This is a genomic window from Stenotrophomonas sp. I18B00994, from assembly GCF_014145825.1.
GTDB lineage: Bacteria > Pseudomonadota > Gammaproteobacteria > Xanthomonadales > Xanthomonadaceae > Stenotrophomonas > Stenotrophomonas maltophilia.
In genome coordinates this window covers 36,395-59,694 of sequence record NZ_JACIUW010000025.1, presented here as the reverse complement: position 1 = coordinate 59,694, position 23,300 = coordinate 36,395, and the positions used below count along the sequence as shown (strand labels likewise).

Annotated in this window: 19 protein-coding genes and 1 pseudogene; 5 read left to right on the top strand and 15 right to left on the bottom strand. The window is 66.9% G+C overall.

What is annotated here, in order from left to right; translation table 11 throughout:
• Nucleotides 1–178: 178 nt before the first annotated feature.
• Genes H4O10_RS19795 through mdoH form a run of 4 tightly spaced genes read right to left on the bottom strand, consistent with a single transcriptional unit; the run spans nucleotide 179 to nucleotide 4,603 of the window.
• On the bottom strand, nucleotides 179–910 hold the full coding sequence (locus H4O10_RS19795) for a LytTR family DNA-binding domain-containing protein (protein WP_033833965.1): 732 nt from the start codon (nucleotides 908–910) through the stop codon (nucleotides 179–181).
• A gap of 10 nt (nucleotides 911–920) precedes the next feature.
• On the bottom strand, nucleotides 921–1,964 hold the full coding sequence (locus H4O10_RS19790) for a sensor histidine kinase (RefSeq protein WP_176425397.1): 1,044 nt from the start codon (nucleotides 1,962–1,964) through the stop codon (nucleotides 921–923).
• Nucleotides 1,965–1,967: 3 nt separating this feature from the next.
• Complete coding sequence (locus tag H4O10_RS19785; protein ID WP_088470150.1) at nucleotides 1,968–2,627, bottom strand: alpha/beta hydrolase; 660 nt, start codon at nucleotides 2,625–2,627, stop codon at nucleotides 1,968–1,970.
• A 50-nt stretch (nucleotides 2,628–2,677) separates the two neighbouring features.
• Complete coding sequence (gene mdoH / locus H4O10_RS19780; RefSeq protein WP_049453958.1) at nucleotides 2,678–4,603, bottom strand: glucans biosynthesis glucosyltransferase MdoH; 1,926 nt, start codon at nucleotides 4,601–4,603, stop codon at nucleotides 2,678–2,680.
• A gap of 497 nt (nucleotides 4,604–5,100) precedes the next feature.
• Between mdoH and H4O10_RS19775 the strand changes: the two genes are divergently transcribed.
• Nucleotides 5,101–7,146 (top strand): TonB-dependent receptor, encoded by a 2,046-nt coding sequence (locus H4O10_RS19775; protein ID WP_049453960.1) that lies wholly within the window; start codon nucleotides 5,101–5,103, stop codon nucleotides 7,144–7,146.
• 60 nt (nucleotides 7,147–7,206) lie between these two features.
• Here the strand turns inward: H4O10_RS19775 and H4O10_RS19770 are convergent, their stop codons facing one another.
• Nucleotides 7,207–7,380, bottom strand: a complete 174-nt coding sequence (locus H4O10_RS19770) for a hypothetical protein (protein ID WP_005411154.1) — start codon at nucleotides 7,378–7,380, stop codon at nucleotides 7,207–7,209.
• 217 nt (nucleotides 7,381–7,597) lie between these two features.
• Here H4O10_RS19770 and H4O10_RS19765 point away from each other — a divergent pair, with 217 nt between their 5' ends.
• Complete coding sequence (locus H4O10_RS19765; protein WP_005414559.1) at nucleotides 7,598–7,984, top strand: DUF2628 domain-containing protein; 387 nt, start codon at nucleotides 7,598–7,600, stop codon at nucleotides 7,982–7,984.
• Nucleotides 7,985–8,061: 77 nt separating this feature from the next.
• Here the strand turns inward: H4O10_RS19765 and H4O10_RS19760 are convergent, their stop codons facing one another.
• The 3 genes and pseudogenes from H4O10_RS19760 to H4O10_RS19750 form a co-directional block, all read right to left on the bottom strand.
• Complete coding sequence (locus H4O10_RS19760) at nucleotides 8,062–10,593, bottom strand: methyl-accepting chemotaxis protein (protein ID WP_049453962.1); 2,532 nt, start codon at nucleotides 10,591–10,593, stop codon at nucleotides 8,062–8,064.
• Nucleotides 10,594–10,802: 209 nt separating this feature from the next.
• Nucleotides 10,803–11,696, bottom strand: a complete 894-nt coding sequence (locus H4O10_RS19755; RefSeq protein WP_049453964.1) for an NAD(P)-dependent oxidoreductase — start codon at nucleotides 11,694–11,696, stop codon at nucleotides 10,803–10,805.
• Nucleotides 11,697–11,794: 98 nt separating this feature from the next.
• Nucleotides 11,795–12,064, bottom strand: a pseudogene (locus H4O10_RS19750) (peptidase S41); the annotation flags it as partial.
• Nucleotides 12,065–12,197: 133 nt separating this feature from the next.
• Here H4O10_RS19750 and H4O10_RS19745 point away from each other — a divergent pair.
• Nucleotides 12,198–12,503, top strand: coding sequence for a KGG domain-containing protein (locus H4O10_RS19745; RefSeq protein WP_033833971.1), 306 nt, complete (start codon nucleotides 12,198–12,200; stop codon nucleotides 12,501–12,503).
• A 10-nt stretch (nucleotides 12,504–12,513) separates the two neighbouring features.
• Here H4O10_RS19745 and H4O10_RS19740 read toward each other — a convergent pair whose 3' ends face one another.
• A complete protein-coding gene (locus H4O10_RS19740) occupies nucleotides 12,514–13,986 on the bottom strand; it encodes an MFS transporter (protein ID WP_088470149.1) in 1,473 nt (490 codons plus the stop codon).
• 126 nt (nucleotides 13,987–14,112) lie between these two features.
• On the opposite strand from H4O10_RS19740, the gene H4O10_RS19735 reads away from it, so the two are divergent.
• Nucleotides 14,113–14,742, top strand: coding sequence for a TetR/AcrR family transcriptional regulator (locus H4O10_RS19735; RefSeq protein ID WP_005414565.1), 630 nt, complete (start codon nucleotides 14,113–14,115; stop codon nucleotides 14,740–14,742).
• 15 nt (nucleotides 14,743–14,757) lie between these two features.
• Here H4O10_RS19735 and H4O10_RS19730 read toward each other — a convergent pair whose 3' ends face one another.
• On the bottom strand, nucleotides 14,758–15,108 hold the full coding sequence (locus tag H4O10_RS19730; protein ID WP_005411161.1) for a VOC family protein: 351 nt from the start codon (nucleotides 15,106–15,108) through the stop codon (nucleotides 14,758–14,760).
• Nucleotides 15,109–15,264: 156 nt separating this feature from the next.
• Nucleotides 15,265–15,465 carry a hypothetical protein gene (locus H4O10_RS19725; RefSeq protein WP_005411162.1) on the bottom strand — a complete coding sequence of 67 codons (201 nt, stop codon included), beginning with the start codon at nucleotides 15,463–15,465 and terminating at the stop codon, nucleotides 15,265–15,267.
• A gap of 188 nt (nucleotides 15,466–15,653) precedes the next feature.
• Here H4O10_RS19725 and H4O10_RS19720 point away from each other — a divergent pair, with 188 nt between their 5' ends.
• A complete protein-coding gene (locus H4O10_RS19720) occupies nucleotides 15,654–19,010 on the top strand; it encodes an autotransporter serine protease (protein ID WP_049453969.1) in 3,357 nt (1,118 codons plus the stop codon).
• Between the two features lie 115 nt (nucleotides 19,011–19,125).
• Here the strand turns inward: H4O10_RS19720 and H4O10_RS19715 are convergent, their stop codons facing one another.
• From H4O10_RS19715 to H4O10_RS19700, 4 genes are all read right to left on the bottom strand, one after another.
• Nucleotides 19,126–19,488: a hypothetical protein gene (locus H4O10_RS19715; RefSeq protein WP_032967009.1), complete on the bottom strand. Its 363-nt coding sequence runs from the start codon at nucleotides 19,486–19,488 to the stop codon at nucleotides 19,126–19,128.
• Nucleotides 19,489–19,512: 24 nt separating this feature from the next.
• Complete coding sequence (locus tag H4O10_RS19710; RefSeq protein WP_005411165.1) at nucleotides 19,513–19,893, bottom strand: hypothetical protein; 381 nt, start codon at nucleotides 19,891–19,893, stop codon at nucleotides 19,513–19,515.
• 66 nt (nucleotides 19,894–19,959) lie between these two features.
• Complete coding sequence (locus H4O10_RS19705) at nucleotides 19,960–22,608, bottom strand: RHS repeat protein (RefSeq protein WP_239667820.1); 2,649 nt, start codon at nucleotides 22,606–22,608, stop codon at nucleotides 19,960–19,962.
• Between the two features lie 197 nt (nucleotides 22,609–22,805).
• On the bottom strand, nucleotides 22,806–23,258 hold the full coding sequence (locus tag H4O10_RS19700) for a PA2169 family four-helix-bundle protein (RefSeq protein WP_005411167.1): 453 nt from the start codon (nucleotides 23,256–23,258) through the stop codon (nucleotides 22,806–22,808).
• Nucleotides 23,259–23,300: the final 42 nt, after the last annotated feature.

The window sequence follows — 23,300 nt, the reverse complement described above, 5'->3', positions numbered from 1 at the left end:
CTTCCGATCTACCGTTGGCGCCATGGATGGCGCCATCGAGCTTACATGGATGTACTTGCAGCGTGTCCCGCCGCCCCACCCCGGCCCAACCCAGCACGTAGAAACAACGAGCCATGACCCGCTGTTGCTGTTGCTGTTGATCTCATAGCAGTCGCGGCCGCAGGCCGCGCGGGACCACTCACAGATGCCGCAATTCCTGCTTCAGCGTCGCCACGCAGCGGCGGCTGACTTCCAGCGGCTGCTTGCCATGCCGCAGCACCGCCTGCACTTGACCACCCGAGCCTCGACGCAGCTCCACCAGCTCGTGGCGCGCCACCAGGCAGTTGCGATGGATGCGGATGAAGCGGCTGGCGAACTCTTCCTCCAGCGACTTCAGCGACTCCTCGATCAGGTCCTCGCCGCGCGCATGGTGCACCACCACGTACTTCTCTTCCGCCTGCAGGTAGTGGATGTCGTCCAGCGGGATCAGCCGCAGGCTGCCACGCAGGCGTGCGCAGAGCATGCTGCGGGCCTGCTGCCCGCCGTTGTCCTGCGGCTGGCCATCGCGGCCGGCCAGGAACGTGCGTGCACGTGCGATCGCTGCGGCAAGGCGCTCGGCGCGGACCGGCTTCATCAGGTAATCGATGGCCGCCGCCTCGAACGCCGACAGCGCATGCGCGTCATAAGCCGTGCAGAACACCACCGCCGGGCGCGGCTCGAAGCTGGCCAGGTGGCGGGCGGCTTCCAGGCCGTCCAGCCCGGGCATGGCGATATCCAGCAGGACCAGGTCCGGCTGCAGCTCCGCGCACGCATGCAGGGCCTGCTCGCCGTTGCCGGCCTCGGCCACCACGTCCACCCCGTCCTGCGCCGCCAGCAGGCTGCGCAGGCGTTCCCGCGCCAGCGGTTCGTCATCGGCGATGACTACCCTCACGGTCGTCCCCTCACTGGATCGGCACTGTCACCTGGCAGGCATAGTAGCCCTCGCTCCAGCCAGCCGTCATCCGCGCGGCGGCGCCGAAGCGCCACGCCAGCCGATGAGCGATGCTGTGCTGGGCATGGCCGGCACCACGCGCCAGCGCCAACCCCGGCGCCTGCGGATCGGGCGCGGGATTGCGCACGCGGATCTGCAGCTCGTTGCCCTCGCGCACCAGCTGCAATTCGATGGTGCCGCCCTCGGGCAGCCGCGAAATACCATGCAGCACTGCGTTTTCCACCAGCGGCTGCAGTACCAGCCTCGGCAGTGGCAGGTCCCACGGCAGCGGCTCATCGCGCTGCCAGCGCACCTGCAGACGCTCGCCGAGGCGCAGCGACTCTATCGACAGATAGCGCTCGGCCAGCTCGCATTCGTCACGCAGGGTGGAGTCGCCCTCGCCCGCACCCAGGGCAGCACGGAACAGATCGGACAGATCCAGCACCGCGCGTTCGGCCACCGCCGGATCGCGATGCAGCAGGCTGGCGATCAGGTTCATGCTGTTGAACAGGAAGTGCGGCCGGATCCGCGCCTGCAGCGCGTCGGCCTGGGCACGCGCGTTGGCCTGCACCTGCACGGCCCAGCGATCGCTCACATAGAAGTAGCGCAGGGCAAGTGCGGCGATCAGTGCCGTGGTTGCCGCACTGCCCAGGGTGAAGCGCCAGAAGCTGATGCCGCGGGCGAAGTTGTCGCCCAGTACCGCGTACAGTGCATGCACGATGCCGGCACAGACCACGGCGATCAGGGTCGCCAGCATGATCGCCGCGACAGCGCCCAGCACCGGCGGCAGCCTCGACAGTGCCTGCCGCAGGAGGCACAGGCTGGCGGTCACCGCCAGCGCCAGCCACAGCGCGAAGCCGCTGGCCGACAGCAGCTCGCCGAAGGTCCAGTGGCGGCTGCCATCGGGCGCCAGCGCCAGCACCACCACCACCAGCTGGGCCAGGCCGAGCATCGCCGCCAGCCGCGGCAGGCGGCACAGTTCCGGCATCCACGGCGATGTGCTGGCCGGGGGCATGGCTCAGGCAGCGCCCAACCGTTCCTGCAGCCAGTCACCCAGCGCCTGGATCTCTTCGGCGCAGACCTGGTGGGCCATCGGGTAGCTGTGCCACTCCACCTGCAGGCCCAGCGCCTGCAGGGCCTGCGCGCTGTGTACGGCCACCGCCTGCGGAATCACCGGGTCGCTGCTGCCATGGGCCATGAACACCGGCACCTGCACCGCACCGTCAACGCGACGGGCACTGTCGGCCTCGGGCAGATAGGTGGACAGGGCGATCAGGCCGGCCAGTGGCGCGGTGCGCGCCAGCGCGGCGGTCAGGATGATCGCCCCGCCCTGCGAGAAGCCGGCCAGGAAGATCTTCTCCGGCGCGACGCCGCGCTCGATCTCACGTGCGATCAGCGCATCCAGCTGCAGCACCGATTCCTGCACGCCGGCCATGTCGGCACGCGAGCGGAAGTCCATCCCGACGATGTCGTACCAGCCGCGCATCGGTACGCCGTTGTTGATCGTGATCGGCCGCACCGGTGCGTGCGGGAACACGAAGCGCAGCGCCGGCCAGTGCGGACGCACCAGTTCCGGCACGATCGGCGCGAAGTCGTGGCCGTCGGCGCCAAGCCCGTGCAGCCAGATTACCGACCACTGTGGCGAGGCGCCGGTTTCCTGTTCCACCGTTTGCAGCATGATGCGGCTCCTTCAAGTTCGAGCCGCATTATGCCGCTGGTGCAGGGCCATCAGTACAGCGGCGGTTGCTCGGCGGCTTCCCGGCGCAGCTGCGCGGCGCGCACCAGCACCGGTGGCGGAATGTTCTCTTCGGGGATGTCGAGCAGGCCGAGGCGATGCAGGAAGGCACCCGGGCCGCGCGAGGAGGTCAGCGCCACCACCGGAACGGCCAGCACCATGCCGATCACCACCGGCGCCATCCACGCTGCCAGCGACGGCGACACCGTCCACGCCAGCACACCCATGAACGCACCAAACACACCCAGCCCGCCGTAGCCACGGATCAACGCCATCCACGAGATGCCACCATCGTCACGCTGCTGTGCGTCCCAGCCGGAATCGCGGCCGGACAGCACTTCGGCCACGCCGCGCGACTGCACGTACATCACCACCGGTGCCATCAGTGCGGCCAGCACGGTCTCCACCAGCATCGACACGAACGCACGGATCGCACCGCCGCAACCGCGGCGGTCGACAGGGTCCAGCAGCATCGCCAGATAGCCCAGCACCTTGGGCAGCAGCAGCACGGCCATGGTGGCGGCGAACAGGCGCACCACCTGCTCCTCGTCCTGGGCCCGCCAGTACACGCTGGGTGACAGGTGCAGCAGGGCATTGAAATCGATGCCTTCCTGGAACAGCGGGATCGCAATGCCGATCAGCATCAGCATCGCCCACATCGGCGCGGTGAAGTAATGGCCGATGCCGATCAGCATGTGGGTGCGGCTGATCCAGTGCAGGCCACGGCTGCCGACCACCTTGCCGTGCTGCAGGTTGCCCTGGCACCAGCGACGGTCGCGCACCAGCAGGTCGGTCAGGGTCGGCGGGCCTTCTTCGTAGCTGCCCCCCAGGTACGGCACCATGTGCGCGGCCCAGCCGCCACGGCGCATCAGCGCCGCTTCGACGAAATCGTGGCTGAGCACGTGGCCGCCGAACGGCTTGCGCCCCGGCAGCGCTGGCAAGCCGGCGTGGTCGGCGAAGGCACGGGTGCGGATGATGGCGTTGTGGCCCCAGTAGTTGCTCTCGGCGCCATGCCACCAGGCCACGCCACGGGCGATCACCGGGCCGTACACGCGACCGCCGAACTGCTGCATGCGTGCGAACAGGGTGCGGCCACCGATCACCGAGGGCAGGGTCTGGATCAGGCCGACATCGGCGTTGTGTTCCATGCCGGCCACCAGGCGCACGATGCTGTCGCCGGTCATCAGGCTGTCGGCGTCCAGGATCAGCATCTGCGGGTAAGCGCCACCGAAGCGGCGCACCCAGTCGGCGATGTTGCCGGCCTTGCGCCCGCTGTTGTCGCCACGGCGGCGGTAGAACAGCCGCGTCTGGCCGTCCGGCACGCGCTCGCGCAGTTCGGCGAATACCTGCTCCTCGGCGCGTGCGATGTCCTCGCGCCGGGTATCGCTGAGCACGAAGAAGTCGAAGCGTTCGAGCTGGCCGGTGGCGGCCACCGACTCGTAGATCGCCTGCAGGCCGGCCAGCAGCCGGCGCGGGTCTTCGTTGTAGGTCGGCATCAGCAGCGCGGTGCGGCTATGCACCGCCGGCAGCGGCTTGTCCGGGTCGATGCCAAGGCGGTAACCCCGGTCGAACACGGCGGTCAGGAAGCCGGCCACGGCGCTGGCGAAGGACAGCGCGATCCAGGCGAACAGGCCGACGAACAGCACCAGCAGGCAGGCTTCCAGCACGCTGATGCCATTGGCAGACAGCACCCGCCACATCATGCGGGTGGCGATGGCGGTCATGGCCAGGGTGCCGCCGAAGATGTAGAACCGGCGCAGGCCGATCATGCGTGGCGAGGTACGGTGCCGACGGACCTTCAGCTTGCCTTCGCGCAGGGTCTGTTCGGGCATCGGCAGCGGAGATTCGGCCGGCAGCAGCGCCCAGCCGGCGTCGAGCCGGGGCGCATCCGCTTCCGCGTGGATGGTTTGACCCCCCATCACCGCTTACTCCCCACGATCGGCATGGCCGGCCGTCCCGGCCGGGCTGCATGCGCGAAGGTTCCCGGCGCGCCTTCCCGGCGCCCGCACTTGTCCTGGCTGTACCGGCCCTTGGCCGCACAGTCGCTGTCTGTCACTACCGGAACCCACACGATCTCCAACGGGGCGGAATCGAAAATGCGGCCCAGTCTAGGGCGCCGGATGTAAGCCGAGTGCGAAGGTCTACGCCGGGATTTATCCCCATTCAGCAAACAGCAGGCGATGGTGGACCGCGCAGCGGAATGTCGCTTCGTGGCGCCGGGTACTGGATCGTGACAAACGAGAACGGTTATCATTTTATTAACCAGGCAGGTCGCCGTCCTCCGTACGGCCGAGACCCACCCAGCTGCGCCGGCCCGAACCGTGCGCCCTACGACCCATGGAAGGGGGGGCCTGCCTGCTTGTCTGCGTGTGCCCGTTGCTTCCATCCGGTCCCCCCTCATTCGCTGGAAGCCGTCATGTCCCAGCCGTTCCGCTCCCGTTCCGCGCGCCCGCCGCGCACCCGCCTGGCCAGTGCCCTGGCCACTGCCTGCCTGCTGGCCCTGCCCGGCCTGGCCGCTGCAGAGGCCAGCGCCGATGCCTCCACCAAGGACCTGGATACCGTGGTGGTCACCGCTTCGGGCAACCAGCAATGGATCAAGGATGCGCCGGCCAGCATCAGCGTGATCAGCCGCGAGGACATCGCGCGCCAGCCGGTGCACGACCTGGCCACCCTGCTCAGCCGCGTGCCCGGCGTGACCGGTGGCCTCAGTGCGGTTGGCGAGCAGTCCAAGATCAAGCTGCGCGGCATGCCGTCGAACTACACGCTGGTGCTGGTGGACGGCAAGCGCATGGGCAGCTCGGCCTCGACCAACTACCGGCCGGACCTGGGCCGCCAGGACCTGAACTGGATCTCGCCCGACCAGATCGAGCGCATCGAAGTGGTGCGCGGACCGATGTCGTCGCTGTATGGCTCCGACGCCATGGGCGGCGTGATCAACATCATCACCCGGCGCATCGGTGATGACTGGAGCGGCAGCGCCACCCACAGCTATACCCGCCCGGGCGACGGCAAGCGCGGCGACACCCAGCAGATCGGTGCGACGTTCTCCGGCCCGCTCGGCGAGCGCTTCGGCCTGCGCATCGGTGCCAACAGCATGCGCCGCGATTCGGATCGCTCCAATGGTGGTGTCTACGGCAACGCGTATGCAGGCGAGAAGGACCGCAATGTCGATGCGCTGCTGCAGTGGAAACTGAGCGACGCGCAGGAACTGTCGCTCGAAGCCGGCCATGGCGTGCAGCAGGCCTTCATCGACGCTTCGCTGGAAAAGCAGGATGAAGGCGCCTGGGGTGCCAGCGAACTCAAGCGCAGCTCGCTGGCGCTCAACCACGATGGCAAGTGGAGCTTCGGCAATTCGAAGATCAGTGCGTACTGGACCGAGTACAGGAACGACATCGGTGCTACCGGCCGTTCCGAAGCCACCGATACGATCATCGAGGGCAGCCTGACCACGCCGTTCACCCTCGGCGTTGAACACCAGTTCGCCGTGGGCGGCCAGTGGAAGCGCCAGGAGCTGACCAACACCGACACCATCGGCCGCGCGCCGATCGACTATGCCGGCAATGCCGTCAGCGGCTCCGATCTGGAAGTGGATACCTGGGCCCTGTTCGTCGAAGACGAACTGAAGCTGCACCGCACCCTGGCACTGACCCTGGGCGCGCGCCTGGATCACCATGAGAAATTCGGTGGCCACGTCAGCCCGCGCGCCTACCTGGTCTGGCATCCGGCCGAGCAATGGACCATCCGCGGTGGCGTTTCCAAGGGCTTCCGCGCCCCCAGCCTGACCGAGAACTCCGCCAGCGCCGCCACCCAGTCCGGTGGCCGTGGCTGCACCTCGCTGATTCCGCTGGGCTATACCCGCGGCGGCTGCTACATGGCCGGCAACCCGGACCTGGACCCGGAAACCAGCACCAACCGCGAGATCGGCATCAGCTTCGACAACGATCTGGTGGATGCCGGCCTGACCTACTTCCACACCGACTTCAGGAACAAGATCGAGTACGCACCGCTGGGCAGGTTCAACGGCATCTGGTGGACGCGGATGAGCAACGTGCAGCGCGCACGCACCAGCGGCATGGAAGGCAACTTCAATGTCCGCTTCGGCGAGCACTGGCGCTGGCGCACCTCGGCGACGTGGATGAAGGAAGCCAGGAACCTGACCACCGGCCGCAACCTGATCGATACCCCCGAATTCTCGGGCTATTCGTCGCTGGACTGGACGCCCGACGCGGTGTTTTCCAGCAGCCTATCGGCGCAGTACACCGGCAGGCAGGCCGGCACGGCGACGACCTTCCTCAAGGCCTACACGCTGTATGACCTGACCGCGGCCTGGAACGTCAATGAGGTACTGACCCTGCGTGGCGGCGTCAGCAACCTGGCCGACAAGAAGCTGTATGCGGAAGGCTCCACCGATTACTTCGTGGCCGGGCGCAGCTACTTCCTCAGCATGACCGCGCGGTTCTGACCAAGAGCGTCCGCCGCGATCGCGCTGGCGACGGGCCAGCGCGATCGGCGGTGTTGCGGATTACTCGCTTTCCAATGCGGCGGCGGGCGCCGCGCTCTGCGTAGCCGCCGTGCGTGCACGGTCCATCGCCACCGCCAGTTGCTGGCGTGCGAGCAGCTGTTGTGCCTGCACCACTTCAGGTGTCGGCAGGAGCACCGGTCCCGGTGCGTTTTCCGGTGTAGCAGGTGTGGTCATGCAACCTCCATGGACATCCCGCCGCCGCACGGATTCAGCTGGTGCGGCAGCGGAACTGCGCACCCTATCCTAAAAACAAGGCTGGCGGGTGACGGTGCGCGCCCCTGCCGCAGCAGCCGGAACAAGGCAGGCGTCACATTTTTGACGGTGACGCTTGGATCCTGAATAGGACTTGCCCTATCATGAAAACGTTTTCTCACAGGGATGTCTCCCCCCAATGAATACCACTGACCTGTCCCAGTTCAGCCCGAAGTGGCAGTTCCGCTTCAACTTCTTCCGCCAGCACGGCGCCCCCAAGAACCCCGGCTTCAAGCAGGCCTGGAAGGCGCTGTCCTTTGGTGACCGCCTGAAGATCAACCTGAACTTCTTCGCGTTGTTCTTCGGTGCCATCTACCTGCTGATTCTTGGCATGTGGCGCAAGGCACTGGTGGTGATCGGCATCAACATCGTGCTGGCCATCGTCTCCATGTTCCTTCCGGACGTCGTCGGGCGCATGCTGTTCATCGCCATGAACCTGCTGGTCGCCTCCAGCACCAACTACAGCTACTACCTGGAGAAGGTGGAAGGCCGTACCAGCTGGAACCCGTTTGAAGGAATGTTCTGAGCCATCAGACCTGCGCAGGATGCGCGGCAAGGATGCAACCGACGCCCGGCCCCCTCCGGGCGTCTTCGTTTCCGGGATCAGGCCGCGCGGCGGGCCATGGCCTCCGGTTCGGCCTGCAGGCGGAAGCGCGAGACCGCCACGGCCAGCTGCTCGGCCTGCTCCTCCATCGCCCGCGCCGCGGCGCTTGCCTCCTCCACCAGTGCGGCGTTCTGCTGGGTGGTCTCATCCATCTGCACCACGGTCTGGTTGACCTGCTCGATGCCGGCGGACTGTTCGCGCGACGCAGCCGAGATCTCGGCCATGATCTCGTTGACGCGCCCCACCTGGCCGACGATGGCCTGCATGGTACGGCCCGCACCGTGCACCAGCTGCGCACCGGCACCGACCTGCGCCACGGATGCGTCGATCAGTTCCTTGATCTCCTTCGCTGCGCCCGCCGAGCGTTGCGCCAGCGCGCGCACTTCGCTGGCGACCACCGCGAAGCCGCGGCCCTGCTCACCGGCCCGCGCCGCTTCCACCGCCGCATTCAACGCCAGGATGTTGGTCTGGAACGCGATGCCGTCGATCACCGAAATGATCTCGGCGATGCGCTGCGAGGAGGCCTCGATCTGCTCCATGGTCTGCACCACCTGGTTGACCACTTCCCCGCCCTCGCTGGCAACGTCAGCGGCGGATCCTGCCAGGGTATTGGCCTGCAGCGCGTGGTCGGCGTTCTGGCGCACGGTGGAGGTCAGCTCCTCCATCGAGGCGGCGGTTTCTTCCAGGTTGGCGGCCTGCTGCTCGGTACGACGCGAGAGATCGCTGTTGCCCGCAGCGATCTCACCCGCCGCCAGGCGGATGCTGGCGGCCGACTGCTGGATCTGGCCGACGATCTGGGTCAACTGCCGCACGGTGCTGTTGGCATCGTCGCGCATCACCGCGAACACGCCATGGAAATCACCGCGCATGCGTGCGCTGAGGTCGCCGGCGGCAATCGCGCGAAGCAGCGTCGAAAGCTCAGCCAGGTTGTGATCGCTGACCTGCATCATGATGTTGAGGGTCTCCACCATGCGGCGGAAATCGTGGTCGAAGCGCTGGGCATCACCGCGTACAGCGAAGTCGCCGGCTGCCGCGGCGGCGGCCAGCTGCTGGATCTGCTCGTTGATCGCGGCCAGGTTGCTCTTGGTGGTGGCCATCGCTGCGGTGAACACCGCCTTCTCGCCCGGCAGCGCTTCCATGTCCACGCTGAGGTCACCCACCGCGTAACGCTGCATCACCTCGACCAGGCGCTGGGTGACCGCATTGCTGGAAGCCACCAGCTGGTTGCTGTCGGCCACCATGCGGCCGTACTCGCCGGGGAAGGCAGTGGCGTCCATGCGGTAGCTCAGCTCGCCAGCATCGTGGCGGCGCGCCATTTCCGCCTGCGCCGCCATCACCGCCTGCAGCTGCCCGCGCATACCCTGCATCGCGTCCAGCAGGCGGCCCACTTCATCGTTGCTGCGCGCAGGCAAGGTGCTGTCGAGCTTGCCGGCGGCGACGTCACCCGCCACCCGCACCGCTTCGGCCAACGGGCGGATCGCCAGGCGGCGCAGCAGCACATAGACGCCGGCACTCAGCGTCAGCGCGGCCACCACGCCCACCAGCAGCGTCAACCACAGCAGCTGGCGCGCCTCGGCCACGATCACCGCGTGCGGCATCACCACGCCCAGCGCGAAGCGCTGCGGGGCATTGCCCACGCGTAGCGGCACGTAGACGCGCACGTTGCCGGCTGCATCGGGCGTGAAGGCTTCGAACCGGCGGTCGGCGGCGATGTCGGCCAGCATGCTGCGGGTCAATGCGTCGGTGCGCGGCTTGCCGATCTCGGCGGCATTCGCCGAGGCCAGCACCACGCCGTTGGGCGAAAGCAGCTCGACGCGGCCTGCGCCCATCGGCGTCAGCGTCGCCAGGTGCTTCTGCAGCGCCGCCAGCGAGAAGTCGACGGTGAACACGCCGAGGAAGGTACCGTTTTCGACGATCGGCGAGCTCAACGTGCTCATCAGCACCTGCTGGCCGGCGATGTCGTAGGCATAGGGCTCGCTGACCTTGGGCAGCTTGTCGCGGCTGGGTACCACATACCAGTCGGCCGAGCCGTCGGCGGCTTCGGTGTAGTCGGTCATGGTCGACTGCTGCGGCTTGCCGTCATGCCAGGCCCAGTAGCTCATGTAGCGGCCGCTGGCATCGTGCATCGCGGTGTTGGCGAACTCGGCATCCCTGCCATCGAAGGCATCGGCCTCCCACATGGTGCTCTTGCCCAGCCACTCCGGGTGGGTGCGCAGCTGCTCGCCCAGCACGGCAGCCAGGCTGGCGCGATCGGGCACGTCGCCCCGCGCACGCTGGGCGAGCACGGCTTCGACCATGGCATCGTTGCTGGCAAACGCCGTGCCCAGGTCGGCGGCGACCTGGCGCGCTTCAGCGTTGGCCTCGCTGGTCATGGTCTGGCGCGAGGCATCGATCAGGCTGGCACTGGCCTGGCGATAGATCAGGAACGCCGTCAGGCCGAAGCACAGCAGCGCGATGACGGCGGTGCCCAGCATCAGCTTGTGGGCGATGCTGCCCGGGCGGCGGGCAGCGGCGGAACGGGAAGAAGGCATGGAGGGGTCCGCAAGGCAGTTCAGGACGACCGGCACCGGGAGGGCACCGCGCAGGCGCGCGATCCGTCGCGCAGGCCACCGGCCGCCGGGACCCGCCCGGCGCAGGAAGCGCACCGGGTTAGCGGCCGCCTGCCAACGAGGTTGAGGCGACCGGCCTACACATTCCTGAATCCACTCAGGGACGGGAAAGGGATCCGTCCCCGCTTCCCCTATTCGGCCACCCGATCCTTGATCCACGCCGCGCGTGGCAACACCTCGATGCTGCCTGCGGCGTACTGCTGCAGCACGGCGTCCGGCCCGAAACGCGGCTGCCACCCCAGCTCCCTGCGGATGCGGGCGCTGTCGTAGACGCGGTCGACGCTCAGCGGCAACGGCCAGCCGCGGCGCTCGAACTCGGCCAGCAGCTGCGGTACGTGCCGGGCCAGTACGTTGCGCGGCTGGGTGGCCAGTTCCAGGCAATCCTCGCGCCGGAACGGGGTTGCGGCGCAGGCGATGTAGCGGGCGAAGGCCGGCCCCTCATCCAGCAGCAGCGCGGCATGGGCACTGGCCACGTCACGGGCGTCGATCCCACGATGCAACCGGAACATCGCCATCCGTTCCGGCGGTTCCGGGAAGCAGCGCCCCATCCGCAGCACGCGCACCCCGAAGTCCGGTGCGGCGGCAGCTTCAGCCAGGGCCTCGGCCTGCAGCTTGCTGCGGTGGTAGATCGTTCGCGGCAGCGGCTCGGTATCCTCATCGATCCAGCGGCATCCCCCTGCCACCACCGCGTGGCCGTACAGCGCGGTGGTACTGGTCAACACGAACCGCCGTGCGCCTGCCTCGCGCGCCGCCTGCAGCAGGTGCGCAGTCGCGTCCACGTTGATCTGCTGGAACACCGCGTCCGGTACCAGGCCGACGTGTGGCGCATGCAGGGCCGCGGTATGGATGACCGCGTCGACGCCCTGCACCGCGCGCACGACGGCTTGATGATCGGTGACATCGGCAATGATGCGCGTGGTGGCAAACGGACTGCGGTCCAGACCCACCACTTCATGGGCAGCCGCCAGCGCGCCGAAGATCGCGCGCCCGATCCGCCCGGAACTGCCGGTCAACAGAATCTTCATTGAGTCCATTCACTCGAAGCGCCCGGGAACTACCGGGATGCTTCGATTCTAGGCATGCAACGGAACATCTGCGATAGGACGACCGCGCAACTGTGCGTTCATCCTGACGACTTCGGCGGAGCCAGCAGTTGACGTGCGATGGAGAGCGGATCGTCGCCGCCTGCCGCGTGGGGCGCGACACCGGTCCGTTCGCCGTTGCCACCGGTGCGCAGTTTGATCGGTTGCCGGTGCGGAACGTTTATCTGATAGCCATCGGGCAGCAGCACAGGATCATCGAACATATGTGCGGCACCGCCACTGCGGCCGCCGGCGTTGCGCGCACATCCGAGGGCCGGCAGTGAATACGCGACGAATGCGGCCGCCGGTCCGGCTGCGTGATCATCACGGTGCGCAGGGCGCGTGAAAACCGGGGCGAAGATGGCGACCTGGACTTAGCGTGCGGTGGCCAAGCATGGACGCCGTCGCCCACGAAGGCGGCGTCCACACTGCAGGAGATTTCACATGACTGAGCAGAAGCCGCGCAGCTCCAACCGGGGCTTCGCCTCGATGGACCAGGACAAACAGCGCGCGATCGCCGCCAAGGGCGGGCGCGCGGCACATGCCTCCGGCAATGCGCACGAATTCAGTCCGGCCGAAGCACGTGTCGCAGGCCGCAAGGGTGGCGAAGCGATCAGCCGCGACCGCCAGCACATGGCCACGATCGGACGCGAAGGTGGACACGCACGCCACGCCAACGCGCGCCAGCAGCAACAACAGCCTCAGGCGATCGAACGCACGGCAGAGGACCCGCAACGCCAGCAAGGCTGAATGCTGCGCGTCAAGCCGATGCACGCTGCCGATGCAGCCCAAGCGCCGCAAGCAGGGCCAGCGCACCCGCCACCGCCATCGCCCAACCGAACCCGCTGGCCATCGCACTGCGGTACCAGGTCAGCACCTGCGGCGTGGCGTGCATCGAGCCCGGGTGCAGGATCAGTTCACGCGCCTGCGCAACAAGCCGCTGCTGCCCTGCGGCCTGTGCGCAGGCGGTGAACTGCTGTACGGCACGCTGGCCCATCAGGCTGCCCATCAGCGCGATGCCCAGGCTCATGCCTGCCTGGCGCAGCGCGTTCATCGTGGCTGACGCGATACCTGCGCGTTCGGCCGGTGCGCTGGCCATGATCGCCATGCCGGTCGCTGGCACCGCCAGCCCCATTCCAATGCCAAGCAGCATCAGCACGGCAGTGGCATGAGCGCGCGAAGTAGCCGGTTCGAACGTGGCCATTGCGCACATCGCCACACCGGCCAGGACGTAGCCCAGCACCAGCGCGGCATGCAGCCCGAGGCGGGCAACCAGGCGCCCGAACAACAGCGAGACAACACCCATCAACAGGAACTGGGGAGCCAGCTGCGAGCCTGCCAGCGCCGCGCTGTGCCCCTGTGCCTGCTGGAAGAACAGCGACAGGAAGAACAGGCTCGCATAGGCGGTGAAGCCCAGCACGAACGAGGCCAGGTTGAGCATGCGGAAGCGACCGTCGGCAAACAGGTCCAGCGGCAGCAGGGGGCGTGCCACCCGCCGCTCGACGATGCCGAACAGGATCAGCCCCGCAGTTGCGGCGCCCAGCGCCAGAAGCGTCACCGGGGCCAACAGGCCCTGCTCACCGATCGCGATCAGGCCATAGCACAGTGCGCCCAGCGCGCCGATACTGAGCAGCTGCCCGGCCGGATCCAGCGCGGCGTGCTGCGGGTGCCGTCGCTCGGCGATGCCCCAGGCGCCAAGCACAAACGCCAGCAGCCCCAAAGGCAGGTTGATCAGGAAGATGCTGGGCCAGCCGGCCCGCTGCACCAGCGCACCGCCCAGCAACGGGCCAAGCACCAGGGCAAGGGCGCTGAAGGCGGACCAGCCACCGATCACGCGTGCACGCTGGCCCGGATCGGGAAATGCGTGACTCAGGATCGGCATCGCACTGGGAATCAACAGCGCACCTGCCACGCCCTGCACCGCGCGCCCGGCGACCAGGGTCGAAAGGTCCTTGGCGCAGGCGCACAGCAGCGAGCCCATGGTGAAGGTGGCGACGCTCAGCAGCCACATCCGCCGATGACCGTAGCGATCCCCCAACGGACCGGCCGACAGCATCAGCGCCGACAGTGCGATCGCATAGGCGTTGATCACCCATTGCAGGCCCGCCATGTCGGTCTGCAGCGCCTGCTGCAGGGTTGGCAGGGCCACGTTGACGATGCTGATGTCCAGCGAAGCGAGGAATGTACCGAGGTAGGCCGCCAGCACCAGGGCGGGCCGTTGGAGGCGTCTCATGCGTGGATCCGGGGGGAGGATGTGCGCGCATCCTATCGACTGACTGACCGTCGGTCAATGACTGGCGGTCAGTCAGTGCGAAGGGGCAGCTAGAATGGCGTCCGTCACACCCGGATACCGCCAACCATGCAGACCCCAGCTGTCGCCAGGCCTCGCACCAAGCCCGCCGAAACCCGCCAGGAGGAACTGATGGACGCCGCGCAGGCGTTGTTCCTTTCGCAGGGTGTGGACGCCACCACCATCAGCGACATCGTCGCCGCGGCCGACGTGGCCAAGGGCACTTTCTATACCTATTTCGCCTCCCGCACCGAGATCCTGCAGGCGCTGGCGCAGCGCTACACGCGGCAGTTCATGGACGAGGTCGAGCAGGCAGTGCAGCAGCACCCTGCCGGTGATGGCGCAGCGCGCCTGCGCGCCTGGATCCGCGCCAACATCGAGATCTACGCGCGCACCCACGCGTTGCATGACGTGGTGTACGCCAACCATCACCACCACCAGCGGGGCAATGCCGAGCGCAATGCGATCCAGCAGCAGCTGCTGGGCATCCTCGAAGCGGGCAACGCAGCCGGACTGTGGCAGCTGCCTGCTCCACAGGTCACCGCCTCGTTGATCTATGCCGGCGTGCACGGTGCCACCGACGACCTGATCGCCACACCCGCACAGGATGCCGATGCCTTCATCGCCGCTGTGGAAGCGGATTGCCTGCGCATGGTCGGCGTTCCGGCAGCGCCGACGCGCAGCGGCAGACGCCGCTGACGCAACGCTTCCCGCTCAGGTGTGGGCGAGAATGTTCAACAGCCGCCCGAACGGGTCGCGGACGAAGAAACGACGCACTCCCCACGGCTCGTCGGCAGGGCCATACTCCAGCGGGATGCCGGCCGCGTGCATGCGCTCCAGCACCTGCTGCAGGTCGTCCACTTCGATCGACAGATCGGGCACCGCGGTGCCGGAACCCCCTTCGCTGGCAAAGCTCACCTGCGCCAGCGCACTGCCCTGCCCGCCATGGGTGACGATCCAGCCATGATCCATCACCACCGGCATGCCCAGCAGCCCGCCATAGAACGCTGCGGCACGCGCCGGGTCGGGCGTGGCGATGTTGGCGACAATGCGTTTGACGGCCATGTGCAGCGGCTCCGGTGCGATTTCACATCCTCGCCGCTGCGTGCATGGCCCGCAAGCGGGCTCAGGCCAGATGCCCGCATCGCCACCTGAGGCGATCGCTGGAACAGAAGAGCCCCGTCGATGACGGGGCTCCGCGTACGGCTCAAACGGCGCGACTCACACGCCCATGCACAGATCGACCACGCAGGTGTTGTACGCCTGCTGGCATTCACCGGCATCGGTGCCACTGGCCAGGCACATCTGATAAGCCCGCCAGCACGGCTGGTCGCAGGGCTCGACCGGCCCTGCCACTGCCACCGAACCGGTACACGCCAACGCGAATACCGCCACTGCGATCACCTTCCTGACAACACGCATCGCCATCACTCCTTGATAAGCCTGGTGAGCCCAGGCCGGCCCACGTTAGCGAGGACACGGGGAGACGAAGTGAAGCCCACTGTCACGCACACTTAACCTGTTCACAATTTTCCTTTCACATGCATGGGGGATGTCGCCACGGATTGGCGTTAACGGCCTTGTTGCCCGTCCACCAAGGAAGTTGCCCGATGAATCACCCGCTGCACGGCCGTTCGTCCCACTCCCGCTCCCCGCTGCACAGCCGCCTCGCGCTGGCCGTGTCCAGCTCTCTGTTGCTTGCCGCTGCCGCGCCCGCCATGGCCGGCGAGGCGCTCGACGCATGGCAGCAACAGCGCGAGCTGCAGGCGGCGTGGGCACAGCCCGCCGTCAGCGCGCCTGCAGCGTCGACGGCCGCCACGCCCGCGGCAACCGCCACCGCCCTGCTCGGCATTCCGGGCGATGCCGCCAGCTGGCGCAGCGATGAATTCAACGCCGACTGGGGCCTGGGTGCGATGGGGGCCGACCACGCGTATGCCCGCGGCCTGACCGGCAAGGGCGTGCGCCTGGCGCTGTTCGACACCGGCTCGGCACTGGCTCACCCCGAATTCGCCGGCCGCAACACCTCCAGCATCACCATCGGCCCGAACTGTGCGTCACCGGGAACCGTCGGCGGTACCGGCGCGTGCAGCCAGACACAGGGTGATCAACCGGGTATCAACTACTACACGCTCGGCGCGGGCGTGCCTGCTTCCCTGCAGGCCAACATCATTGCCGCAGGCCGTGAATGGGGTTTCCGCTATGCCGATCACGGCACGCATGTCCTCGGAACCATTGGCGCCAACCGCAATGGCACGGGGATGCACGGCGTCGCCTTCGGTGCCGATCTGACGACCGCCCGTGTATTTGGTGACACTTACTACGAATGGAGGCGCCAGGCGAGCGGAGGCTACCTGCCTGAAGCCGTGGAACGGACGGATCCCGATGGTGCCGCAAGGCTGGACATGTACGCGCAGCTGCAGGCACAAGGCGTGCGTGCCATCAATCACAGCTGGGGCATCTCCACCCGGAACATGACCGTGGCCGCACTGGATGCCCAGTACGCACGCATCGGTGCCGGCTACGACGTATACGGAAGCATCTACAAGGACAGTGCGAACGCCCCCGCTTCGCAGTTGATCCAGGTCTGGTCGGCCGGCAATGGCAGCGGCGCCGTCGCCGGTATCACCGCGGCCCTGCCGCGCTGGAAGCCGGAGATCGAGCCCTACTGGCTGGCCGTCGCCAACGTTCGCCAGCCCAATACAGCCAATGGTGAAACCGACTACGTGATCAACGCAGGCTCGAGCATCTGTGGCGCTGCCGCCAACTGGTGCATTTCCGCACCCGGCACGGCAATCCTCAGCACCATCGTTTCCGGTGACATCCAGGGACGGCTGGAGAAGACCGCAGACTACGTCCGTCTTCTCATCGACAGCCAGAATCCCACGTACGACTACGGCCTGAAGACCGGCACGTCCATGGCCGCCCCCCATATCACCGGCGCACTCGGCCTGTTGATGGAGCGCTTCCCCTACCTGGACAACGCCCAGGTGCGCGACGTCCTGCTGACCACCGCGCGCGATCTCGGTGCGGCAGGCGTCGACCCGATCTACGGCTGGGGCATGGTTGACCTGCGCAGGGCCATCGAGGGCTATGGCTCGCTGCGCGTGGATACCAACGTGGTGATGAACCAGAGGGCCGGCGGGCTGAAGGTGTGGGAGGGCGATGCCTGGGACGACTGGACCAATGACATCGGCGGCCCCGGCACGCTGACCAAATCCGGCATCGGTTGGCTGCGCCTGAGCGGCGACAACAGCTTCAACGGCGCGGTGCTGCGGGAGGGCACGCTGGAGTTGAACGGCAGCAACACCCTCACCTCGGCAGTCGATGTGCAAGGCGGCCGGTTCCTGCTCAACGGCAGCCTGGTCTCCACCGCACTCACCACCACCGGTGGCGTCAGCACGGTCAGCGCCAGCGGCGTTCTGAAGGACGGGAACCTGACCGTCAATGGCGGCGTGGTGTCCTTCAATGGCATGCAGACCGGCGGCACCACCACGGTCGGCAGCAACGGCCTGCTGAAGGGTATCGGCACGTTGGGCAGCACCCGAGTGGACGGCACCATCGCGCCTGGCAATTCGATCGGCACGCTGACCATCAACGGCGACTACGTGCAGGGCGCGACCGGCGTCTACGCCGCCGAACTCGCGCCTGGCGGGCGCAGCGACCAGTTGCACGTGACCGGTACCGCCACCCTCGGCGGCACGCTGGTCGCGTTGCCGGAACCAGGCATCTACTATCTCGGCGAGCAGTTCAACTTCATCCGCGCCGACGGTGGCATCAACGGCCAGTTCGCGAAAACCGACTTCAGCGCGTTCTCGCCGTTCCTGCAGTTCAGCCTCGCCTACGGGGCCAATGGCACCCGCATCGACGTGGCACGCGGTGCCTCGCTGGCCAGCGCCGCCACCACCCCGAACCAGCGCGCGGTGGCCGCCGCGGCGGACCTGCTGGCAATCAACCAGGGCCTGCCCAGGCCGCTGACCCAGCTGTTCCCGCAGCAGGTCGGCGGCGTGCTCGACGGCCTCAGCGGCGAACTGCACGCAGCCACGCCGCTCGCACTGGTGGAAGGCAGCCGCTACGTTCGCGATGCCGTGCTGTCCCGCCGTGCAGGTGCAGTCGCGCCAGGTGCCGATGCGGGCGACGCCACCGGCGCCTGGGTGCAGGCTCTGGGCGGCAACAGCAGGCTGGACGGCAACAGCAATACCGCCCGCACCGAAGCCAACAGCAACGGCCTGCTGGCCGGTATCGACCACGAGTTCTCTGGCTGGCAGGTCGGCGTGCTGGCTGGCACCGGCCGCACCGACGTCAAGCAGCAGGCGCTTCGTGCCAAGTCGAAGATAGACAACACCCACTTCGGTGCATATGCCAGTCACAACTGGGGCGGCCTCGGCCTGCGTGGCGGCGTCGCCTGGAGCAAGCACAAGGTGAAGAGCACCCGCGATGTCGACTTCGCAGGGTTCAGAGACAGCCTGAGCGCCCGCTACAACGCGCATACCCGCCAGGCCTTCATCGAAGCCGGCTACCGCTTTGGTGGCCCGGAGGCCGGGCTGGAACCCTACCTGCAGGTCGCGCGCGTGGAGGTGGACCTGAAGCAGATCAACGAGCGCGGTGGTGCAGCCGCCCTGCACGGCAATGTGGACGACACCGGCACCACGATCGCCACCGCTGGCCTGCGCTTCGACAAGGGCCTGAAGGCATCGTTCCAGCAGGACAGCTGGCTGCACCTGCGTGGGGGCGTGGGCTACCGTCGTGCCTCGGGTGACCGCAGCCAGCTGGCCGACCTCGCATTCGCCAACAGCACCACCACCTTCGCGGTCGAAGGCGCCCCGATTGCCGACAGCGCCGTTGTGGCCGAGCTGGGGCTGTCGGCCTGGCTGACCCCGCGCCAGCAGCTGGAGCTGGGCTACAGCGGCCAGTACGGCAGTGAAAGCCGCGACCACAGCGCCAACATGCGCTGGTCGGTTCGCTTCTAGACGCGTGTTCTCCTGACGGTTTGGGGCGGCCTCAGGGCCGCCCCTTTTTTATCCACGCCCCAGGGCCATGCGCGATACCCCAGGATCATCGCGTCCTGGATCCATCCGTGGAGGGTTACGCGTGAATGAAGATCGACTGGAGCCGGGTCGCCCAGCCATTGCACCCGGTGGAGTTGAACGCCTCGAGCCGGACATTCTTCCCCGATGTCAGCGCTGCCAACGCCGCCGCGTAGGCTTCCTTGGCTCCCGGCCGGGACATGTCGATTGCAAAGGTATCGGTATTGCAGAAAGCCGTACTCGAAACATGCACGTACACAATTCCCGCCGGGCCGTCCATGTACGGCCGCAGCGACAGAATCGTCATCTGATCGCTGGTTGGCTCCGCCTTCAGTGGTGCAGACAGGCACAAGGCCAACGTCAAGGCCAACCCCGCTCCCAACCTCCTGCGGAAGCCCGGCGTCGCGTCACTCATCATCATGTAGTTCCCCTGTGGATTCAGACATCAGGCCTCAGGCATCGTCACGGCCCTCAGCTGCATTACCCCGGAGGTGCAGCCGTCGACACGCAATCCGACACGCAGCTTGTTCTGCCAGGCGATGAGCAGCATCGAGACCATCTCCCTCTGCATTGGATGATCATTGAGGAGAATGAAGCGATTGCCACCCCCACAATCCGAGCCCGCTGGAAGCACACCTTGCGTCACCAGGTAGAACCCTTCCCCGCCCCAGCCAGTTGCGACGGATACGATCCGATGGCCTTCCAGATTGTAAGGCTCAGCATTTGCCGTTGAGGCCAGGCCAGTTCCCAGCACTGCCACCACCGCCAGCAGGACCTTGCCGCCGATGGCGCCACGCGGGCGCGATACAGCACGTACTCCAGCCATGTTCTTCCTTCCCCTGTCATGAACAACCGGTTGACGGTCCACTGCGGCCGGTGCAGCCCGCTACGCTCAGCCCAGCAGCAGCTGGTACAGCAGGGGCACGATGTCACCCTGCGGACGCTGGACATGCGAGACATCGGACACCGGCGTGCAGCTCCCCGTGGCGCCACAGGCAAGCACGCGATACGCATAGCTGGTGGCAGGGCGTGCGGCAGACGTCCAGTTCGCGGCGTTGCCTTCGTAGACCGTGGTCCAGGTCACCCCGTCCACGCTTTCCTCGACGACGTAGCGGACGGCAGAGGCCACAGGCGACCACCCAACGAAGTCCTTCGCGGCCGGCGAACGCCGCATCGGCACCATTGCCTTGGCGACCAGGCTTCCGCCCAGCGTGATGTAATCGGTCCGCTTGTCCTCGCGCTCGCTCGCCTGGTAGCGGAGGACGCCGGCGTGGTCGTACATCGAGGTGATCCGTCCGAACGATGAATCTGTCTGTGTGCGGCGACCGTCAGCGTCGTAACGGTAGCTCTCGGAACCTGCCGCCGCACGCAGCCGGTTGCCGAAGTCGAAGGTGAACGGCTGTCCGTTCTTCGCCCGCAGATTGCCTTGGGCATCGTAGGCCAGGCCGACCACGGTTGCCCCTCCGCACCCGTTGATCTTCACGTTGGTCAAGCGCCAGGCGTTGTCATAGCAGTAGTGATGGTCACGGCCGAGAATCGTCACCCGCGTGAGGTTGTCCAACGCGTCATAGCTGTAGCTCGCCGAGCCGAACATGGGCGAGGAAGCCGAAACGAGCCGATCCAGCGCGTCATAGCCCAGATTGCGGTTGCCACGCTGGTTGCGGCCCGTGGCACCGTCAGTGATTGCCATCACATTGCCGACCGCATCGTAGTCGTAGCCGTCGCTGAGGATCCGGGTTGCGCCAAGGGTGTCCTGGCTTTCATCCGGCAACTGGCGCGCGTTCTGCACCATCGAGTGGACAATGCCGTTGCCATAGGTGAACTGACGAATCGCCCCGTTGGGGTAATAGACCACGCCAGCGGCGTAGGAGCCCGCCTGCCCGGCCTGTCCCAGTGCGTTGGGCGCATACGCGACCACGTTGCCGGAGGGATAGCGATGCGCGGACAGGTTGCCCAGTGCGTCGTAGGCATACCCCATCGCCAGCGCTTCGCCATCGGTGGGGCTCTGCACCTCACCGATGAGCAGCCCGCGACGGTTGTACGCATAGCTGTTGTGCGTCTCCACCCCGGCGTTCAACGTGGTGACCTGCTTGACCAGGCCATCGGGCCAGTAGCTCCAGCGCTGGTTGCCATTGCCGTCGGGGAACTGCAGTGATGCGAGCCGGTTGCGTGCGTCATAGGAACGCACCACCCGGCGCCCGCTCGCCGCGGCAATGTCCTGGTTGCAGTTCCCTGCATCGGACAGGTCCAACCCCTGCGCGCTTCCAACCGGGTTCGATGCGGCGTCGTAGTCAAATACGGTGGCGCCGGTTTCCGGTTCGATCGTCTTGCACAACCGCTGCGCCGCATCGTAGACATAGCGCCGGGTCGACGTCACCGAGCCATTGCTGGCCCTGCGGGTGATCGACGTCGGCTTGCCGAAGACGTCCCGCGGGATATCCAGCACGGCTCCCTCTGCCAGTTCGATACGTACCGGCCAGTCAAGCTTCGCGGCATCTGCACCGGTGTAGGTCACGACGGTCGGGATACCCCTGGCATTGGTCGTGCGCACGCGCCGCCCCGGCAGGTACTCGGTTGTGCTGACCAGCGCGCCAATCTCGGAATCCTGGCTGACCTGGACCACCCGCCCAAGTGCGTCGTACGTCGTACGGACGCCAGTTCCGGCGTCCTGGACCGTACCGCCCCCCGCGACAGGATAGGACTGGAAGGTGACCCGCCCTTCCGTGTCATAGGCGGTCACCGAGGCCCGCTGCGTGCCGGCTTCATTGCCCGCGTCGTACTCGCGCACCAGCAATGGGCGCCACAGCGCATCGTAGTAGGTGACCTTGCGCGCATTGCCGGTGCTGACCGTCTGCCGCCAATGACCAGCAGGAATGCCGTACTCGGCGCCGCCCACCTGGGCAAACTGTGTCGTGGTGGACGCCCAGTCCACCGTATCGCCGTCGGGGTAGTCGACCAGCGACATGCGCCCCATCGCGTCGTAGTCGTAACGCGTGGTGTTGCCCCGGCCATCGGTGATCCAGCGTATCCAGCCATTGTCATCCACGCCGGCAGACTGGGTCGAACCATCCGCATACTGGATGTTCCCGGGGATGCCGCGCTTCCAGCCGGACAGGCTCACGGTATTGCCACGCCCGTCCACCACGGCGCGAACGGTACCGTCGCTGTTGTAGTGAATGGTCTGCTGGAGCTGGCCGAAGGCATGGATCCGCTGGGGCTTCCCGGTGGCCGGGTCATAATCCACCTGGGACTCGGTCCGGCCCGTGTCCTGGTTGACCGACGTCCGGACCTGGCCAAGCACCCACTTCGACAGATCATCGTGATAGGTGATGACGTTGGTCTTGCTGTAGGACTGCGCCCCCGCACTTCCCACAACCGTGCCCAGCAACATCATCGCGGAAAGTGCATTGACTCGACGCATCGTCAGTGGGCCTGTTCGCAATGGATGGCGATGGGACAACCAGGACCAGGCAACGGAAAGACCGGCGAAGCGCACATCACAGCACACCGCGCACACGCACAAAACCGGACGCGGCTGCATCCGGTTGGCGATTGACGTTGATGCTGGACGAGGCCCCCTTCGTCATGCCGCGCCTGTTCCCTGGACTCGGCCAAGTATAACCATGGAAACGGGGCGGGACGCCCGGTCCTTCGCAGCCCTGCCGGGCTGCGAAGGTTCCCGGGCCATGACGCGCCTCCGGGGCTCGACGGCCGCGATCGGCCGCCCGGTGCGGGACGTCAGGCGGCCTTCATGGCGTGCTTGCGTGCCCGCATGACGTTGTGGCACTCCTGCACATCCGGCAGCAGCTGGGTCACTTCCTGGCGCACCGCCGGCGGCAGATCGTTGTCCTGCAGCACATCCTTGAACGCGCCCAGCAGGCGGTCTTCGGATTCTTCCAGTTCGGCCACGTAGCCGTAGTTGGTATCACCAAACGCGGCGCGCACCTTGCCGTAGAACTGCTGCATCGAACCGACCATGGTGCCGTGCTCGGCCGGCTTGCCGCCGCTGGCGGCAACCGAACCACTCAGCGCCGCGACGATCCGCGCCTTGACCCCGGCGATACGGGTGAACAGTGCCGACAGTTCGGCATCCTTTACCTTCGTTGCGGCTTCCTCATAGAAGGACTTGCCATCACGGGCGATCTCGATCAGGTCGTTGAGGCGATGTTCGATGGTGGACTGGGTGCTCATGGCGTCGCTCCTGTGTGCTCGAAAGTCAGTGGAGAATGGCAG

Excerpts from the sequence above, each read along its gene's own strand:
- H4O10_RS19790 (WP_176425397.1), bottom strand. The coding sequence starts at position 1,964 with ATGCCCCCGGCCAGCACATCGCCGTGGATGCCGGAACTGTGCCGCCTG.
- H4O10_RS19785 (WP_088470150.1), bottom strand. The coding sequence starts at position 2,627 with ATGCTGCAAACGGTGGAACAGGAAACCGGCGCCTCGCCACAGTGGTCG.
- mdoH (WP_049453958.1), bottom strand. The coding sequence starts at position 4,603 with ATGGGGGGTCAAACCATCCACGCGGAAGCGGATGCGCCCCGGCTCGAC.
- H4O10_RS19775 (WP_049453960.1), top strand. The coding sequence starts at position 5,101 with ATGTCCCAGCCGTTCCGCTCCCGTTCCGCGCGCCCGCCGCGCACCCGC.
- H4O10_RS19770 (WP_005411154.1), bottom strand. The coding sequence starts at position 7,380 with ATGACCACACCTGCTACACCGGAAAACGCACCGGGACCGGTGCTCCTG.
- H4O10_RS19765 (WP_005414559.1), top strand. The coding sequence starts at position 7,598 with ATGAATACCACTGACCTGTCCCAGTTCAGCCCGAAGTGGCAGTTCCGC.
- H4O10_RS19760 (WP_049453962.1), bottom strand. The coding sequence starts at position 10,593 with ATGCCTTCTTCCCGTTCCGCCGCTGCCCGCCGCCCGGGCAGCATCGCC.
- H4O10_RS19755 (WP_049453964.1), bottom strand. The coding sequence starts at position 11,696 with ATGAAGATTCTGTTGACCGGCAGTTCCGGGCGGATCGGGCGCGCGATC.
- H4O10_RS19745 (WP_033833971.1), top strand. The coding sequence starts at position 12,198 with ATGACTGAGCAGAAGCCGCGCAGCTCCAACCGGGGCTTCGCCTCGATG.
- H4O10_RS19740 (WP_088470149.1), bottom strand. The coding sequence starts at position 13,986 with ATGAGACGCCTCCAACGGCCCGCCCTGGTGCTGGCGGCCTACCTCGGT.
- H4O10_RS19735 (WP_005414565.1), top strand. The coding sequence starts at position 14,113 with ATGCAGACCCCAGCTGTCGCCAGGCCTCGCACCAAGCCCGCCGAAACC.
- H4O10_RS19730 (WP_005411161.1), bottom strand. The coding sequence starts at position 15,108 with ATGGCCGTCAAACGCATTGTCGCCAACATCGCCACGCCCGACCCGGCG.
- H4O10_RS19725 (WP_005411162.1), bottom strand. The coding sequence starts at position 15,465 with ATGCGTGTTGTCAGGAAGGTGATCGCAGTGGCGGTATTCGCGTTGGCG.
- H4O10_RS19720 (WP_049453969.1), top strand. The coding sequence starts at position 15,654 with ATGAATCACCCGCTGCACGGCCGTTCGTCCCACTCCCGCTCCCCGCTG.
- H4O10_RS19715 (WP_032967009.1), bottom strand. The coding sequence starts at position 19,488 with ATGATGATGAGTGACGCGACGCCGGGCTTCCGCAGGAGGTTGGGAGCG.
- H4O10_RS19710 (WP_005411165.1), bottom strand. The coding sequence starts at position 19,893 with ATGGCTGGAGTACGTGCTGTATCGCGCCCGCGTGGCGCCATCGGCGGC.
- H4O10_RS19705 (WP_239667820.1), bottom strand. The coding sequence starts at position 22,608 with ATGCAGCCGCGTCCGGTTTTGTGCGTGTGCGCGGTGTGCTGTGATGTG.
- H4O10_RS19700 (WP_005411167.1), bottom strand. The coding sequence starts at position 23,258 with ATGAGCACCCAGTCCACCATCGAACATCGCCTCAACGACCTGATCGAG.